The organism is Exiguobacterium sp. s83, from assembly GCF_018617095.1.
Classification (GTDB): domain Bacteria; phylum Bacillota; class Bacilli; order Exiguobacteriales; family Exiguobacteriaceae; genus Exiguobacterium; species Exiguobacterium profundum.
The window spans coordinates 1,010,238-1,025,372 of the sequence record NZ_JACSJP010000001.1; the positions used below are offsets into that span (position 1 = coordinate 1,010,238).

Here is a 15,135-nt window from a genome sequence, read left to right on the forward strand (position 1 = left end):
CCTTTTTACTTTTTCTCAAATCCCCTTTTTGCGAGTATTTCGAACATGGTTGGACAGATTGCATACACATTCGCCCCTACGTTCATCCACCACGGCGCATTGATTTCACGTTTTCGCTTACGACTTCCTCTGACAATCGCATCAGCCAATCGTTTCGGGTCAAGCATGATCCTTTGAACACTTTCAGCATATGTACCACTTTTATCAGCTCGATTAAAGAACGGCGTTGCAATCGGTCCTGGATTGACCGTCATGACGTGAATGCCACGGGGCTTCAACTCTAGCCTGAGCGCGTTCGAAAACTGTAAAAGTGCCGCCTTTGACCCTGCGTAGACGGCTGACTTAGGTGTCGGTACTTTCGCAGCCTGTGAACAGATGTTGACGATGGTACCCTCTCGCTCCATCACTCGGGCGACATCTCGCGATAACAGCATCGGTGCGAGAGCGTTCACACGCATCGTTTCTTCTATCACATCCGTCGACTGATCGGTCACAAAATCAAATTCGGCCATGCCTGCATTGTTGACCCATACGTCAAATTTCCCGAACCGTTCGTTCACATCATGAACGAGAGCGGTTGACTTTGCGACATCCGCGCACATCCAATCCCCTTCACATGTTGCGGCAATCTTTTTTAACCGTTCTTCATTTCTTCCAATCAACAATACGTTGTATCCATATTCATAAAAAGAATGCGCCAATGCGGCACCGAGCCCGCTTGACGCACCAGTAATGACTACTCTTTTCACGACATCACTTCTTTCTTCGTATAAATCCATTTTTGATCATCTCGACGTCTCTCGATGTCGCCACGTTCCTCGAGTAAACTGAGTCGTGCAAACACTTCACTGAAGACGAGCGGCATCCCACGTCGCATCTTTCGTCCATATAACTTCATTGACCAATCAAAAACGCTAAGTCCATCTTCCCATTCGGCAAGCAATTGTTCACTGCGCTCATACCGTTGGCGAATTCGACTCTCGATTAAATCATTCGGATGGTGAATCGGTTCACCGTGTCCACTGACGACGAGCTTTAAATCAATCCCACGTAATTTTTTAAGCGAATCGATATAGAGAATGACGGGTGATGCAAATCCTTCGTCATCATACGGCTGTTCGATGAGCGGATTTGGTTCGACCTTGTCGATGAGGTGATCTCCGGCAATCAAGACTCCTCCGGGACCAATCAACCCGAGCTGGTCACTGGCGTGTCCAGGTAAATGGATTGTCTGCCACGCCCCATCCGAGGTCAATGCTTGCCCGTCCCCGAACGTCATCGTGACAGTCGTCGGACCAATCCAGCGAAGCGCTTCGCGATAGTCTGGTAATTTTTCCACGAGTGGAGCCGGGGCCCCGAAAGAGATGGCCAATTCATGTAAAAAGTGATTACCACGCTTCAAAAAGTTTGGGGTTTGCTCTAAGTATCGAACGAGCTTTTCATGCCCGTACACGGGGATGGATGCGTCGCGAAGACGCCATGCTTGTCCGGCATGATCAGCATGATGATGTGTCAAAAATAAAAAGTCGATATCCGCCAACGAGAGTTCAAGCTCTTCAAGTTGACGGTTCAACGAGGTCCACGCCTCTTCTGTGTCTGGTCCACAATCGACCATGAAGAAGCGGTTCATATGTTCAACGATATATACGTTCACGTTCCCGACTTCGAACGGTGTCGGGATATCGAGTCTTGCCAGTTGGCTAGAAATCCAGTCCGCCACGTCATCACCACCCCTTCTTCCTGTCTTTCTCCATTATACCCGTCTGAAAGATGCGTTTTCAATCAAACAAAAAAGAGGGAGATGTCTCTCCCTCATGAATGATCCATATTATAGGTTGATGACCGTCACTTTATCACGTGTCATCGTCTCAAGGCTACGTCCGATTCCTTGAACGCCGAGTCCCGATTGCTTGACACCGATGAATGGGAAGTGGTCTGGACCGCGTTCTGTCCGTCCGTTCACTTGGACCGTACCGACTTCTAACTTATCAGCGACCGTGAAGGCGCTATTGACGTTTTGTGTGAAGACGCTCGCCTGAAGACCAAACTCCGATTCATTCGTGAGTGTGATCATCTCGTCGAGTGATTTCACACGGATGACCGGGAGGACCGGTCCGAACGGTTCTTCCCATGCGACACGCATATCTGTCGTCACATGATCAAGCAATGTCGGGTGAAGCAAGTTTCCTTCACGCTTATTACCGTAAACGACCGTTGCTTTTTTAGTGACGGCGTCGTCAATCAAACCCTGTACATAATCCGTCGTCTTCGCATCAACTAAAGGAACGATGAAGCTGTTCTCTTCCGGTGAACCGACTGAAAGTTTTGCGACACGTTCTCTCAACATATCGACGAGCTCATCCGCTTGATTTTCAAGGACGAAGACGCGCTTGATTGCTGTACAACGTTGACCTGAATATGAGAACGCTCCGCTGACAATTTGGTCAGCTGCTAACGTCAAGTCTGCATCCTCTAAAACGAGGGCTGGGTCTTTCCCGCCGAGTTCGAGTACGACCGGTACCATCGACGCTTGTTGTGACAAATGTTGACCCGTACCCGTTCCACCTGTGAACGTGATCATGTCGATCCCTGGATGTGATGTCAAGTAGTCACCGATGACCGAACCGCGACCTGTCACGAGGTTCAACAGACCTTTTGGAAGACCGGCATCGTGAAGAGCCTCGACCATCTTGATCCCACTGATTGCACCTTGCGTTGCTGGTTTGAAGACTACCGCATTTCCTGTGACGAGCGCCGGCGCAATCTTAGCAGCTGCCAAGTTTACCGGGTAGTTGAACGGTGAAATCGCGAGGACGACACCGAGCGCTTCTTTCTTGATGATGGCCATCTTGTTTTTCGAGCCACCTGGGAATGAATCGCCTTGCATGAAGCCGCCATTGAAGCGAATTCCTTCTTCTGCCGTATAACGAATGATTTCCGCCGTCCGCACGACTTCCTTCTTCGCGTCGTTCAAGTTTTTCCCGACTTCTTGCATGATGATTTGACCAATCTCATCCACGCGTTCTTCGAGTTTTTCTGCCCATGCGTACAACAATTCAGCGCGCTTGTTGACCGGAAGCGCCGCCCATTCTTGTTGTGCACGTTTTGCGCCATGGATGGCTTCATCGACTTCATCGCGTGACATCGCTTGAACGCGACCTACGACTTCGTCTTTATATGGTGAAACGAGTTCAATCGTTTCGTTGCTTGAAGATTCCTGCCATTGACCATTCAATAAATATGGATATGTGTTCATACTCAACATCTCTATCTGCCTCCTGAGTAAGCTGTAATATCTCGTTGCCAACCCCATTGTATGCAGATTTTTTTCCATTGGACAACTATAACGATTCAGTTTATGAGATGTAAACGGTTACTATGAAACTTTTTGTGAATTCTGATGAGAGTTGACACTATTTTTACTGTAGATTTATCGATCGGATACCGATAGTAAAGATGAGAGTACGTGAAATAGGAGGGACTACCATTGAGCACTGATCATAATATTTTACTTGAAGCAGGAACGAACGAACTTGAAATCGTGATTTTCCAAGCTGGACCGTTCTTGTTCGGCATCAATGTCATGAAAGTACGTGAAATTATCACGATGCTTCCATTGACGCCACTCCCAGGTACACCGGAAGCCATCATGGGGTTAATCGAGTTGCGCGGTGAGGTCATGACCGTGATCGATCTTCCGATGGTCATCAGCCATCCACGTGAAGTCGGAAGTGATGATCGTTTGATTGTCTGCGAGTTCAACGGTGAGAAGTCGGTTCTTCGGGTCGACCAGGTAACCGAGATTAAACGCATCTCTTGGGAGCAGATTGACACGCCGTCCGATCTCGCACGTGGCGTTCAAGGCATCACGAACGGTGTTGTCAAAACAGGTGACCAGATGATCATCTTGCTCGACTACGAGCGAATCGCGCTCGAATTGTCACGTAAAGACATCATGGCTCGCGAATCTGTGAAGCGACTCGGTGCTCGTGAGCGCTCGAACAAGAATATTTGGATTGCTGAAGATTCAGAGATGCTCCGCACACTGATTCTCGACACGTTGGATGACGCGGGATACTTCAATACAACAGTCTTCAATAACGGGAAAGAGGCACTCGATGCGTTTGAACAAGAAGACGTCGAATGCGACCTCCTCATCACCGACATTGAGATGCCACAGATGGATGGACTTCATTTGACGAAGCGCCTCCGTGAGATGGACCGCTATGCAACGCTTCCAATCATCATCTTCTCGTCACTCATCTCGGATGACTTGAAACATAAAGGGGAAGCCGTCGGTGCGAACGCTCAAATCACGAAACCGGAAATCGGAATGTTGATTGCGACGCTTGATGAATTTGTAGGATAATAAAAAAGTTTGCGACATCTCGGTCGCAAACTTTTTTATGTGAATTGTTCGAAATGCGTATTCCACTCGCTTAAAAATCGCTTACTATGCGATTCGATGGTTGCCAACGTTTCGTTCGCTCCGTCTAGATGTGCGTTTTCTCCAGCCACTTCGAGGTCGTGGAAAAGAAGGGCCGTCTGTTCTAGACCAACTGAATAGGAGGCCCCTTTTAATAAATGGGCGAGTTGCTCGACACGAGAATAGTCTTTCGCCTCGACTGCCGATTGCAGTTCAGGATACTTCGCCTCCAACTGCTGGATATATGTGGTTGCAATTTTATTTAAAAAATCCATGTTTCCGTTTGCGATTTGGTGGAGCTCTGCTAGTTTTTCTTCATTGAACAGAGCGTCTTCGGGCATTCTAGTCAATGTAACCCCTCCTCAATAAACGATATTCCAATCGTTCATACTCACTGTAACACGTTTTCGGGAGAAAACAAAAAATCTCCTGCTTTGGATTGCACTCTTCATTTTGGCTACCTATAATAAGATTGAGTTAAGGTAGGAGGAAGATGCATGCTGACGATTTACCGTACTGACGCATCAGGCCATGTGGGTGAAATCGAAGACTTTGATAAAGGAAGCTGGATTCAACTCGTGAATCCGACAAAAGATGAGGCCGATCAAGTCATCGAGGCGTCCGGCATTCCAGAAGACTTTGTATATGACCCACTTGATATTGAAGAGAAACCACGTTTTGAAAAAGATGATGAAGGACTTCTCATGATCATCGACGTTCCGTATGTGGAGGAAGATGATACAGGTCGCACGTATAATACCATCCCGCTCGGTATCATCGTGACCGGACGACATTTCATCACCGTCTGCTCGCGAGATCTCGACGTGTTGAATTTGTTCGCTAACGGAAAGGCAAGACTGTTCCGAACGAACTACCGAAGTCGCTTCGTCTTTCAGATTTTACATCGGGTGAGTATGACGTATTTGCGTTTCTTGCGCCAAATCGACCGAAGAATGGACGAACTCGAGCAAGAGTTGCAGCGTTCGATGCGAAACCAAGAGATTTTCCAGTTGATGAACCTTCAAAAATCTCTCGTCTACTTCATGACCTCTTTAAAAGCGAACGATAGCGTCTTAGACCGCATCGTCAAGACACCGAGTTTGGAGAAGCATGAAGAGGACGAAGAACTACTCGAAGACGTTTTTGTCGAACACCGTCAAGCGATGGAAATGGCATCGATTTATAACGACATCATCAGCATCAAGATGGAAGCATTCGGATCCATCATTTCGAACAACGTCAACTTCGTCATGAAATTCTTGGCATCCATCACGATTGTCCTCAGTATCCCGACAATGATATCTGGAATTTTCGGGATGAACGTTCAAGTTCCATGGGAAGGACAACCGTTCGGATTCATCATGGCCATCACGATGATGATTGGATTTTCCGGTCTCGCCTTCTATATCCTTTGGCGAAAGCGATATTTCTAGCAAAAAAGAGCCTGACGCACGTTGCGTCAGGCTCTCTTCATGTGATTTTGACCGTGACGAGACACAGGTCGTCTTCAATCTCAATCTTTGGCACAAGCTGTTCAGCGACGTGACGACTATAGTCCAAACCGTATGTGGAAACGTCCTTCTCTAGCCAGCGAATCCCATCATCGATATCTTTGCTGTAACACTCCATGAGTCCATCCGTATACATGTGAAGCGTCATATTCGGTGTGATGTCAATCTCTTTCGACTCATAATTCGGTTCCTCGAACATACCGACTGGTACCCCTGTCGTCTCAAGACGACAGTTTCCTTCTTCTGACGTCACGATCACAGGGGGATGGCCTGCATTCACATATTCGATTCGACGCTTTGTCGTGTCGATGTAGCAATAGACCGCCGTGAAGTAGCTGTGCATATCGTCACCAGAGAAGAGGAACGTCATCTGACGGTTCAACTCCGTCATGACGTCTACCGGGTACTGCACGTTCCCGACAAGCCCCGGTAGGATGGAACGGATCCCCATCGTGATGAGCGCCGATGAGACCCCGTGTCCCATGACATCAAAGATGATGACCCCGTATCGGTCCGGAGCGACCTGAAACCATGCGTACATGTCCCCAGCCAATTTTTTAGAAGGCAGATAGAGCGCCCGAACATCAATCTCTTCATTACTGATTTGTGGCGTAAGCGCGCTTTGTTGAATCTTCTGGGCGAGGTCCAAATCATACTGAAGACGGGCCTCATAAATTTTCCGTTCATCAACAGCCGCCTTATAACGGAGAGCAGAACGGATTCTTGCAAGTAATTCTGTTATTTTGATCGGTTTGGTCGTGTAATCTGACGCCTCCGCGTCGAGCCCCTCGGCAATCTGCTTCTCTTCCGTTCGTCCGGATACCATGATGACCGGCAACTCTTCAAAGTCAGCCATCTGCCGAATCCGCTTGCACGTCTCGATTCCTGAAATTCCAGGCATTTCGACATCCAACAGGACGAGATCATACAGCGATGCAGCTTGTGGGGCCATCAGTAAGTCGAGCGCTTCTTCCCCGCTCGAGACCGATACCGTCTCATAGTCGTGCTGGTGAAGCAGTTGCTCGAGTACGAGCGTATTGACCGGTTCATCGTCCACAATCAAAATCGCCATGACTATCCCTTCCTTCTTTACGTATTAATCTATATCGTATTGTACCATATCTTTTCATTCACACACGACATAACCGTCTGTTCATTCTAGTTGAAGAACCTGTCCATTGTTTGGCATACTGAAGAAAGAAAGTGAGGGGTTCATATGGTCTGGATATTTGCCGTCAGCGGTTTAATCATCTTACTCGTCCTCATCGCATCCATCGTCGTCATCCAAAAAGGATACGCCTATAAAGACAATAAAGATGACATCGTCCTCGACTATGACGAAATCAATCGTCGCATTGAAGACGACAAGAAAAGAGACAAGACTGACAAGAAAGAAGGGCCGCTCTAATGCGCGACCCTTTTTTATTTGAATTCAAATCGGAGTGTACCCTTCTCTAAATACAATGAGGCATTGAACGTCTTGTCTCCTTTTTTGAACGTATGGACGTTCGATTGCCCTCCATTGATCATTTGCTTCAACTCATCTTTGACGAGTCCGACGCCGAGCACCTGTTTGGATACGGTGAAGCGACATCCTTCACGATATCCACTACAGCCGATGAACTTCGGATGTTCGACGAGCCCTTTTCCACAATTCGGACAGATACCAAATGATGCCTTCGGTCGAGTCGTTCCTTTCTTTCCATAACGCTTCGCTTCAATCGTATAGCCCTCAGGATTAGCCGCTTCTACTCGCGATTTCGCTTCTTCGACCAAATGAACGGACATCTTCTTCGCTTGTTCAATAAATTCAGCAGCGGAGGCCGATGCTTGACCGATTTCATGGAGACGTTTCTCCCATTTCGCTGTCATGACGGGCGAGGCCAAAATACTGTCTCCGAGGACATCGATCAACAGGCGCCCTTTGTCTGTAGGAACGAGCTCTTTTTTCTGAAGTTGGACATAGCCTCGCTTTTTCAATCCATCGATGATGTTGGCACGTGTCGCCTCGGTCCCAAGACCCTCTACTTCTTTCATGATATGAATCAGCTCTTCGTCATCAAGTTGTTTCCCTGCGACTTTCATCGCCATAATGAGCGCGCCCTCCGTATATCGCTTCGGTGGCTCTGTCTGTTTCGACAACACTTCAACTTTCTTCTCTTTTAATTCTTCACCGACCGTCAGCACAGGAAGCTCGACATCTTTTGATTTCATCTCCACGACTTGTCGATAGCCAGGACTCACAACGACAGTTCCTTTCGCGCGATACAAGTCGCCTCCATCAATCAAATCGACCGTTGTCTTCTCGAGCATCGCTGCGGGTGCAAAGGCCGCAAGGAAACGTCGATTGATCAAATCATATAGCTTCGCCTCATCCCCACCGAGTCGAGTGACGTCACCACACGCCTCCGTCGGGATGATCGCGTAGTGGTCACTGACTTTCTTGGCATTGACATAGCGTCGATTTTTCGACGGGTCCTCAGTCAACAGGTCACGAAGTCCTGCATAGGCGTCGGACTTTAGCAGTCTTGCCTTTGTCTGTGGAAATAACGTCGCCTCATCGGGTGTGACAAATCCTGAATCGGTCCGAGGATAACTGATCCACCCTTTCGTATATAACTTTTGAGCGATATCAAGCGTCTTTTTCGCCCCGAATCCGAATCGTTTCCCTGCCTCTGCCTGAAGTCCGGATAGACTGAACCAAAATGGGGGTTGCTCGATTTTTTCTTCCTTATCGATTGTCTTCACAATCGCGGTTCCAGATGCACGTTTGACGACCGCATCGGCTTCCTCACGCGTTTTGAGCTTCGTTGTCTTTCCAAACGTATACTTCGCTTTGAACGTGCCTCGACCTTTTGCAAGTGTCGCCTCGACTTCGAAGTATGGTTCTGGCACGAATTGTTTGATTTCTCGTTCGCGATTGACGATTAAGGCAAGAGTCGGGGTTTGCACACGACCGAGCGAGAATACGTCTTCAATCCCAATTGTCTTCAACAACGTCGTATAGGCACGAGACGCATTCATCCCAACGAGCCAGTCCGCACAGGCGCGGCTCATCGCCTCATGGTAGTATGGAATCGTCTGTTCACCAGGCAACAGTTGCGAGAATCCACGATCGACTGCTTGCTCCGTCAAACTCGAGATCCATAGTCGAGCAAGCGGTTTTTTGTTACCTGCGAGTCGAAGGATCAGACGAACGATTGCTTCCCCTTCCCTTTCGGCATCCGATGCGATGATGACATCAGTAATCGAGCGATCATGGAGCCATTTTTTGATGGCATAGAACGGTTTCGACTTCCCTTTTGAAATACGATAATCAAATCGTTCTGGGACAATCGGAAGTGCCTCGTACTTCCACGACTTCCATTCCGGACGATAGTGCGACGGTTCTTGAAGTTCACAAAGGTGACCGACCGCCCATACGACAATCGCCCCCTCAGGGAAACGGGGACAAGGTGAGATTTCAATCTCGTCTTTTCGCTTTTTTGATGGGTAGGGAGCAGCCAACTTTTGAGCTTGTGATGGCTTTTCCGCAATGATTAGTCTCATAAGAACTCCTTACTTTGCCTCCTACATAATGGCAAGACGTACATGATTAGCTAGCTTCTACTATGTATTTTACTATATCAAGTCAAAGATGGACACATCGAGAGGGGAGCATTTGTTTGCTATTTCTGAATCATGTCTTGCCTCGTGGCTGTTTTCCGATATTATTAACAGAGAAGTACAACTGTGAAGGAGTGTCGCCATGTCTTATCTCATCTTGTTCGCTGCTGTCTTTTTCTTATCGACGAGCGTCCTCTTCGTCAAATGGACGTCGGCACCTGCCGAGACTGCCGCATTTTACCGAATGCTGTTCACGTGTCTCATGTTGTTACCGTTTGTCGATTTCAAATCACTGATCACCACTCGCCTTATGACACGATATGCTCTACTCCTAAGCGGAACGTTACTGGCGTTTCACTTTTGGCTTTGGTTTTTGTCACTCGATTACACGACGGTTGCCAGCTCCACACTGTTTGTCACGTCGAGTCCAATTTTTGTGTTGATCGGGAATGCACTCATCTTTAAAAAGAATCCGACTCGAAAAGGACTTGCCTTCGCGCTCGTCGCTGTCCTTGGGGGCATGCTCGTCGCTGCGGGGGACGTTCAACTCGGCCGTGAAGCCCTCTTCGGAGACCTACTCGCCTTGATTGCCGCCCTATTGATTGCAGGGTATTGGCTCGTTGGACAGCATGTACGAGCTTCGATGAACACGAATACATATTCTTTTAGCGTATATCTCGTTGCGACGGTCGTGCTTTGCTTCATGTTGCTCGTTCGCGGCACGACATTCACTGCCTTTGAATCAATCAACTGGTGGTACTTCCTCGCGCTCGCTTTCTTCCCGACAATCCTCGGGCACAATCTGTTCAACTATGCGCTTGCCCGTGTCAGTGCGACCGTCGTCAGTATCACGATTCTTGGAGAGGCGTTGTGGGGAATGCTGTTTGGATACGCCTTCTTCGGAGAGCGACTTGGACCGTTCCAATGGATCGGAGCCGTCGTCCTCCTCGGTGGGATATACTTGTTCCTAAAAGAAGACGCCCGCTCGACACGAGCGGACGTTTGATTATAAGTTTGTCGCTTTTGGATTTACATCATGTGCTTCTTTATCTTCTTCTGAAGAACGGAATAATAATTTACGGTCCCAGAATGCCAAAGCAACAGCCGTCAAAAATGTCATCGCATCAGCGATTGGGAATGCCAACCATACGCCGAACACTCCGAGGAACGACGGGAGAATAAAGACGAGCGGTATCGTGTAAAGCGTCTGACGTGAAAGGGACAAGAACATGGCGACTCGCGCTTTCCCGAGGGACTGATAGATTCCATTGACGAGCATCTGAACACTCGGAAGGAAGGAAACGGCGAACAAAATGTGAATCGCCGTCACACCGCCAGCAATGAGCGCCTCATCCGTCGAGAACCAGCCCATGAGTGTTTGCGGGAATAGCTGCAGAATCAACCAAATGATGACAGCAATCGCAATCCCGGCCCGCATCGCCGTCCAAATGGTTTCACGCATTCGGTCGAATCGCTCTGCACCGTAGTTATATCCAACGATTGGTTGCATCCCTTGGACGATTCCCATGATTGGCATACCGACGAGCGCCATGAACTTGTTGATAATGGCGAAAATGGCCAATTCTTCGGTCCCGCCGTACGTACCGAGCATCACGTTGACACCAACGAATAAAATGGATTGGGACACCATCATAATGAACGAAGACGAACCGATTGCCATGATTTCTTTTATCTCATCGAATCGAATCCGGAACTGACGCCACTTGAAGCGCAGTTCCGTTTTTGGTTTTCGGGCGAAGAAGAAGCGCAGCATCAATACGGAACCGATGACTTGGGCGAGTGCCGTCGAAGTCGCTGCCCCGTACATGCCCCAGTCGAACGTGAAAATGAAGAGCGGGGTCGTCACGAGGTTGACGAGAACGGTCGTCAGCATGACCTTCATTTGATAAGGTGCCTGTCCTTCAGCACGAACCATCGCACTCGAAGCGAGTGTGAACATGAAGAATGGTGAGCTGATCAAGACAACTGATAAGTACTGTCGGCTGAGATCCATGATTTCGGTCGTCGCACCGAACACTTTTAAAATGTCATCTAACATAAAGAAAGCAGAACTGACCGCAAGTGCCGCAAACAGACCGACGAGGACAAGTACGTTCAAGAATGTAACGGCTGCACCGGCATCGTCACCGCGTCCGAGCTTCCTCGAACTGATAGACGCCCCACCCAGTCCCACGGCACTCGACACGGCCATTAAAATCATTTGAATCGGGAACGCAATCCCGATGGCAGCGACTGCCGATGCACCGATCCCTCGGGCGACAAAAATCGTATCAATGATATTGTAGAGCGCCGTCACGAGCATCCCAATCATCGCCGGAAGCGATAACTTGAAGAGGAGTCTGCCGATGGGCTCAGTCCGTAATTGCTCCGTATTTTGGTTCATTCTTCCATCCCTCCGTCTCTACTTCTTAGGGTAGCAGGATTGAACGGAACGGGCGACTATGTTGGCTCGGTGGATGTGTCAAACGAGCGAACGAGCACGCACACCTTTTCGCTTACGCATAATGTAATCGGTCGCGACTGGCCGATCCACTTTTACACGAATCGTCATCATCGCTTGGTTAGCAGACTCGAGGAGGTGACCGTCCACATCCTCCATCGTATCAATGACTTGTGAAAAACGAACAAATCCGGGTCCGAAAAATTCAACCTCTTCACCGATTGAAAAGTGATTCCGCTGCTCAAGCGTTGCCATACCCGTCACAGGGTCGTATGAGATGACACGAGCTACAAACGCAAATTGCGGAATCGAACGAGGTTTCCCGAACAATTGCTCTTTTTCAGTCGGGATCCCGTAATAGAACCCGGTCGCGAGCTCACGTTGGGCCGCTTTCCAAATTTCTTCTTCCCATGCAGGGTCGAAGACGAAATGCTCTGGGTCTTCACAGTACGCATCAATCACTTGACGATAGACGTTACACACCGTCGCGACGTAATGAATCGATTTCATTCGTCCCTCAATCTTCAAACTATCGACTCCTGCCTCCACCAAGTCAGGAATGTGGCGGACCATCGATAAATCAACTGAACTCATCGAGAACGGCTCTTCGTCACGCGCTTCCATTTCTTCTGTTAGAAGATCACCTTCTTCAAAGAAACCATATTTCCAGCGGCATGATTGGGCACATCCCCCACGGTTGGCATCTCGTAATGTCATGTGATTTGATAACGTGCATCGACCGGAATAGGAGATACACATCGCCCCATGGACGAACGTCTCAATTTCGACATCGACTTCCTGTTTCATTTTGACGATTTCATCCATCGATACCTCACGAGCCAAGACGATTCGTTCGAGCCCTTCTTCCTTCCAGAAACGAAGGGTCTCGTAGTTTGTCGCCGAAGCTTGGGTCGACAAATGGACGGGCAACCCTTCTGCTTCCGTGAGACACATCTCAATCATCGCTGGATCCGAGACGATGACTGCATCGATTCCGATATCTCGAAGTGTTCGGAAGAAGTCACCTGCCCCCTCGATATCGCCTTCATGCGTCACCATGTTCGCAGCGACGTATACTTTCGCGCCGTACGCATGTGCGAAGGCTACCCCTTCACGCATCTCGTCATAACTGAAATTACCGGCACGTGAACGTAACCCGAACTGCTGTCCGCCGATATAGACCGCATCGGCACCATAATGGATGGCCATCTTTAATTTCTCTAAGTTTCCTGCTGGCGCTAATAATTCTGGACGTCGTTTCATCTTGATCCCTCACTTAATCTCTTCTGGTTTTCGTAACCACAGTCCCGTACCGAGACGGAACGTTTCCGGTTGAAGCTCGTGAAGACGATGTTCCATCTCTACACGATCAAATCGACCGTTCAACAAATTCGTCCGGGCATAAGTAAACAACTGAACGATTTCAACAAACTGGTCCCCGGCGTGCCATCCGTCTAGCTTCCACGTGTGAAGTCCATTTTTGACTAACGTCGGAAGCTGACCCATGAGCGTCAAATCCTCAGAGAATATATGGGTGCCGTTCTCGTCCTCATAGATGGGATAACGACTGGTCGTATCTGCCGGTTCGCTCATATAAAATTCGCGTTGTTTTGCTTCTTCAACCGGTCTTCCGAGTTCGTTAAAGTAATTCGTCACGAGTGGGCGTTTAGAGTGATGGATGCATGTCGGACCATATACTTGTACTTCAACAGGAAGTCCGATTTGCTGCTGGATCAAAACGAGTTCATCGATTGTCACTTCGCGGGCGACGACCGCTCCAATCGCTTCGCGTTTCCCCCAAAATTGGATCTGTTTGGCGGATGTGACGAGCGTTTGGGCATCATACCAATACGGAATCTTTGCCTGTCGAATCAAGCGAATGGCGCCGGGGTCTCCAGCGGTGACATCATCGACTCCTATCGTTTTCAGCGTTTGCAAATAATCTTTTAACTCTTCAATGTGGTCATTGTGCATCAGGTTGTTGACGGCTACCGTCACTTCTTTCCCATACCGATGGGCAAGTTGTGTGACTTCTCTCACAGCATCGATTGTCCAGTCACCTTTTTGTCTCAACCCAAACCTTGAATTTCCGATATATAGTCGGTCCGCGCCGGCTTTGATTAACGCTTCTGCCTGATCAACGCTTTGCGCCGTAGTGACGAGCTGAATCATCATATTTGTTCTACTCCCTACTTTGTGAGTCTAATCACATTTTCTTGCTATACTTTAGCATATGTTTCAATGTGCGAACGGAGCAGGATTTTAACAACTCGTGAAGAATTCAGTAACAATGTATGACTTTTCATCAAAGGAGTGGATCATGTTGTCAAAGACAGCTTTAATCACCGGCGCCTCGATGGGCATCGGTCTAGACTTGGCCGTACTCGCCGCTCGCGACGGCTACGACTGTATTTTAGTATCTCGGAACGAACCACGATTGCATGAACTAAAAAAAGTACTTGAGACACGTTATCGCATCAACGTACATGTCTTTGCACTAGATTTAGCAAAACATGACGCAGCAGTCCGATTGACGACGATGATCGCCGAAGCTGGCCTCACTGTCGACTTTTTAATCAACAATGCCGGGTTCGGCACGTCCGGCGCATTCGCCGACCTCGATGCCGAGACGGAGGCCGACGAGGTCCGATTGAATGTCAATACGTTGACCGAACTGACGAAAGCCTATTTGCCTGGCATGCTCGAACGTGACCACGGATATGTGTTGAACGTTGCGTCCGTCGCTGCCTTCCAACCTGGTCCATATATGGCCGTCTATTATGCGACGAAAGCCTATGTCCTTTCATTCACTGAAGCGATTCATGCCGAAGTGAAAGGTAGCGGTGTGCATGTGAGTGTATTATGCCCTGGCCCGACGGATACAAATTTCTTTAATCGTGCCGGGAGTGAATTGTCATTCTCGAAAATGCCATCTCATCTCGTCGCCTTCTTCGGATACAAAGGGGTGTTGAATAACAAGCGTGTGATCATCCCTGGACTCTCGAACCAGCTGTTGGTCGGGGTCGCCAAATTGATGCCGAGAGCTCTCAGTTTAGAAGTACTACGCCGCGTCCAGAAACCGGCTGATGGAACACCTGCTGAATCGACCACATGAAAAGGAGCGACCGCAT

General features: G+C 48.6%; 14 protein-coding genes. 5 read left to right on the forward strand and 9 right to left on the reverse strand.

Going from position 1 to position 15,135, the window contains the following annotated elements:
* Positions 1-5: 5 nt before the first annotated feature.
* The 3 genes from KNO73_RS05235 to KNO73_RS05245 form a co-directional block, all read right to left on the reverse strand.
* Positions 6-749, reverse strand: a complete 744-nt coding sequence (locus KNO73_RS05235; protein ID WP_215112183.1) for an SDR family NAD(P)-dependent oxidoreductase — start codon at positions 747-749, stop codon at positions 6-8.
* Positions 746-1,720, reverse strand: coding sequence for an MBL fold metallo-hydrolase (locus KNO73_RS05240; protein ID WP_078147067.1), 975 nt, complete (start codon positions 1,718-1,720; stop codon positions 746-748). Before KNO73_RS05240 ends, KNO73_RS05235 begins: the two co-directional genes overlap by 4 nt.
* Before the next feature lie 108 nt (positions 1,721-1,828).
* Positions 1,829-3,265 carry an NADP-dependent glyceraldehyde-3-phosphate dehydrogenase gene (locus KNO73_RS05245; RefSeq protein ID WP_215112184.1) on the reverse strand — a complete coding sequence of 479 codons (1,437 nt, stop codon included), beginning with the start codon at positions 3,263-3,265 and terminating at the stop codon, positions 1,829-1,831.
* A 222-nt stretch (positions 3,266-3,487) separates the two neighbouring features.
* On the opposite strand from KNO73_RS05245, the gene KNO73_RS05250 reads away from it, so the two are divergent.
* Positions 3,488-4,369 (forward strand): chemotaxis protein CheV, encoded by an 882-nt coding sequence (locus KNO73_RS05250; protein WP_078147069.1) that lies wholly within the window; start codon positions 3,488-3,490, stop codon positions 4,367-4,369.
* A gap of 35 nt (positions 4,370-4,404) precedes the next feature.
* Here the strand turns inward: KNO73_RS05250 and KNO73_RS05255 are convergent, their stop codons facing one another.
* Positions 4,405-4,767: an Hpt domain-containing protein gene (locus tag KNO73_RS05255; protein WP_240499878.1), complete on the reverse strand. Its 363-nt coding sequence runs from the start codon at positions 4,765-4,767 to the stop codon at positions 4,405-4,407.
* A 156-nt stretch (positions 4,768-4,923) separates the two neighbouring features.
* Here KNO73_RS05255 and KNO73_RS05260 point away from each other — a divergent pair, with 156 nt between their 5' ends.
* Positions 4,924-5,859, forward strand: a complete 936-nt coding sequence (locus KNO73_RS05260) for a magnesium transporter CorA family protein (protein ID WP_078147071.1) — start codon at positions 4,924-4,926, stop codon at positions 5,857-5,859.
* A 37-nt stretch (positions 5,860-5,896) separates the two neighbouring features.
* On the opposite strand, the gene KNO73_RS05265 is transcribed toward KNO73_RS05260, so the two are convergent.
* Positions 5,897-7,009, reverse strand: a complete 1,113-nt coding sequence (locus KNO73_RS05265) for a PP2C family protein-serine/threonine phosphatase (protein ID WP_215112185.1) — start codon at positions 7,007-7,009, stop codon at positions 5,897-5,899.
* Between the two features lie 144 nt (positions 7,010-7,153).
* Here KNO73_RS05265 and ytzI point away from each other — a divergent pair, with 144 nt between their 5' ends.
* Entirely contained in the window at positions 7,154-7,345 is a 192-nt protein-coding gene (ytzI, locus tag KNO73_RS05270) for a YtzI protein (protein ID WP_214812905.1), read from the forward strand.
* A gap of 14 nt (positions 7,346-7,359) precedes the next feature.
* Here ytzI and KNO73_RS05275 read toward each other — a convergent pair whose 3' ends face one another.
* Complete coding sequence (locus KNO73_RS05275; RefSeq protein WP_215112186.1) at positions 7,360-9,486, reverse strand: DNA topoisomerase III; 2,127 nt, start codon at positions 9,484-9,486, stop codon at positions 7,360-7,362.
* Positions 9,487-9,685: 199 nt separating this feature from the next.
* Here KNO73_RS05275 and KNO73_RS05280 point away from each other — a divergent pair, with 199 nt between their 5' ends.
* The gene (locus KNO73_RS05280; RefSeq protein ID WP_214684062.1) at positions 9,686-10,549 is read left to right on the forward strand and encodes a DMT family transporter; all 864 of its coding nucleotides are present in this window, start codon (positions 9,686-9,688) and stop codon (positions 10,547-10,549) included.
* Here the strand turns inward: KNO73_RS05280 and KNO73_RS05285 are convergent, their stop codons facing one another.
* The 3 genes from KNO73_RS05285 to KNO73_RS05295 all read right to left on the reverse strand — a co-directional run bounded on the left by KNO73_RS05285 (position 10,550) and on the right by KNO73_RS05295 (position 14,173).
* Positions 10,550-11,947 carry an MATE family efflux transporter gene (locus KNO73_RS05285; protein ID WP_214730567.1) on the reverse strand — a complete coding sequence of 466 codons (1,398 nt, stop codon included), beginning with the start codon at positions 11,945-11,947 and terminating at the stop codon, positions 10,550-10,552.
* 78 nt (positions 11,948-12,025) lie between these two features.
* Positions 12,026-13,267 (reverse strand): peptidase U32 family protein, encoded by a 1,242-nt coding sequence (locus KNO73_RS05290; RefSeq protein ID WP_215112187.1) that lies wholly within the window; start codon positions 13,265-13,267, stop codon positions 12,026-12,028.
* A gap of 9 nt (positions 13,268-13,276) precedes the next feature.
* A complete protein-coding gene (locus KNO73_RS05295) occupies positions 13,277-14,173 on the reverse strand; it encodes a peptidase U32 family protein (RefSeq protein ID WP_353047966.1) in 897 nt (298 codons plus the stop codon).
* Positions 14,174-14,324: 151 nt separating this feature from the next.
* On the opposite strand from KNO73_RS05295, the gene KNO73_RS05300 reads away from it, so the two are divergent.
* Complete coding sequence (locus tag KNO73_RS05300) at positions 14,325-15,119, forward strand: SDR family NAD(P)-dependent oxidoreductase (protein ID WP_214684055.1); 795 nt, start codon at positions 14,325-14,327, stop codon at positions 15,117-15,119.
* Positions 15,120-15,135 lie beyond the last annotated feature (16 nt).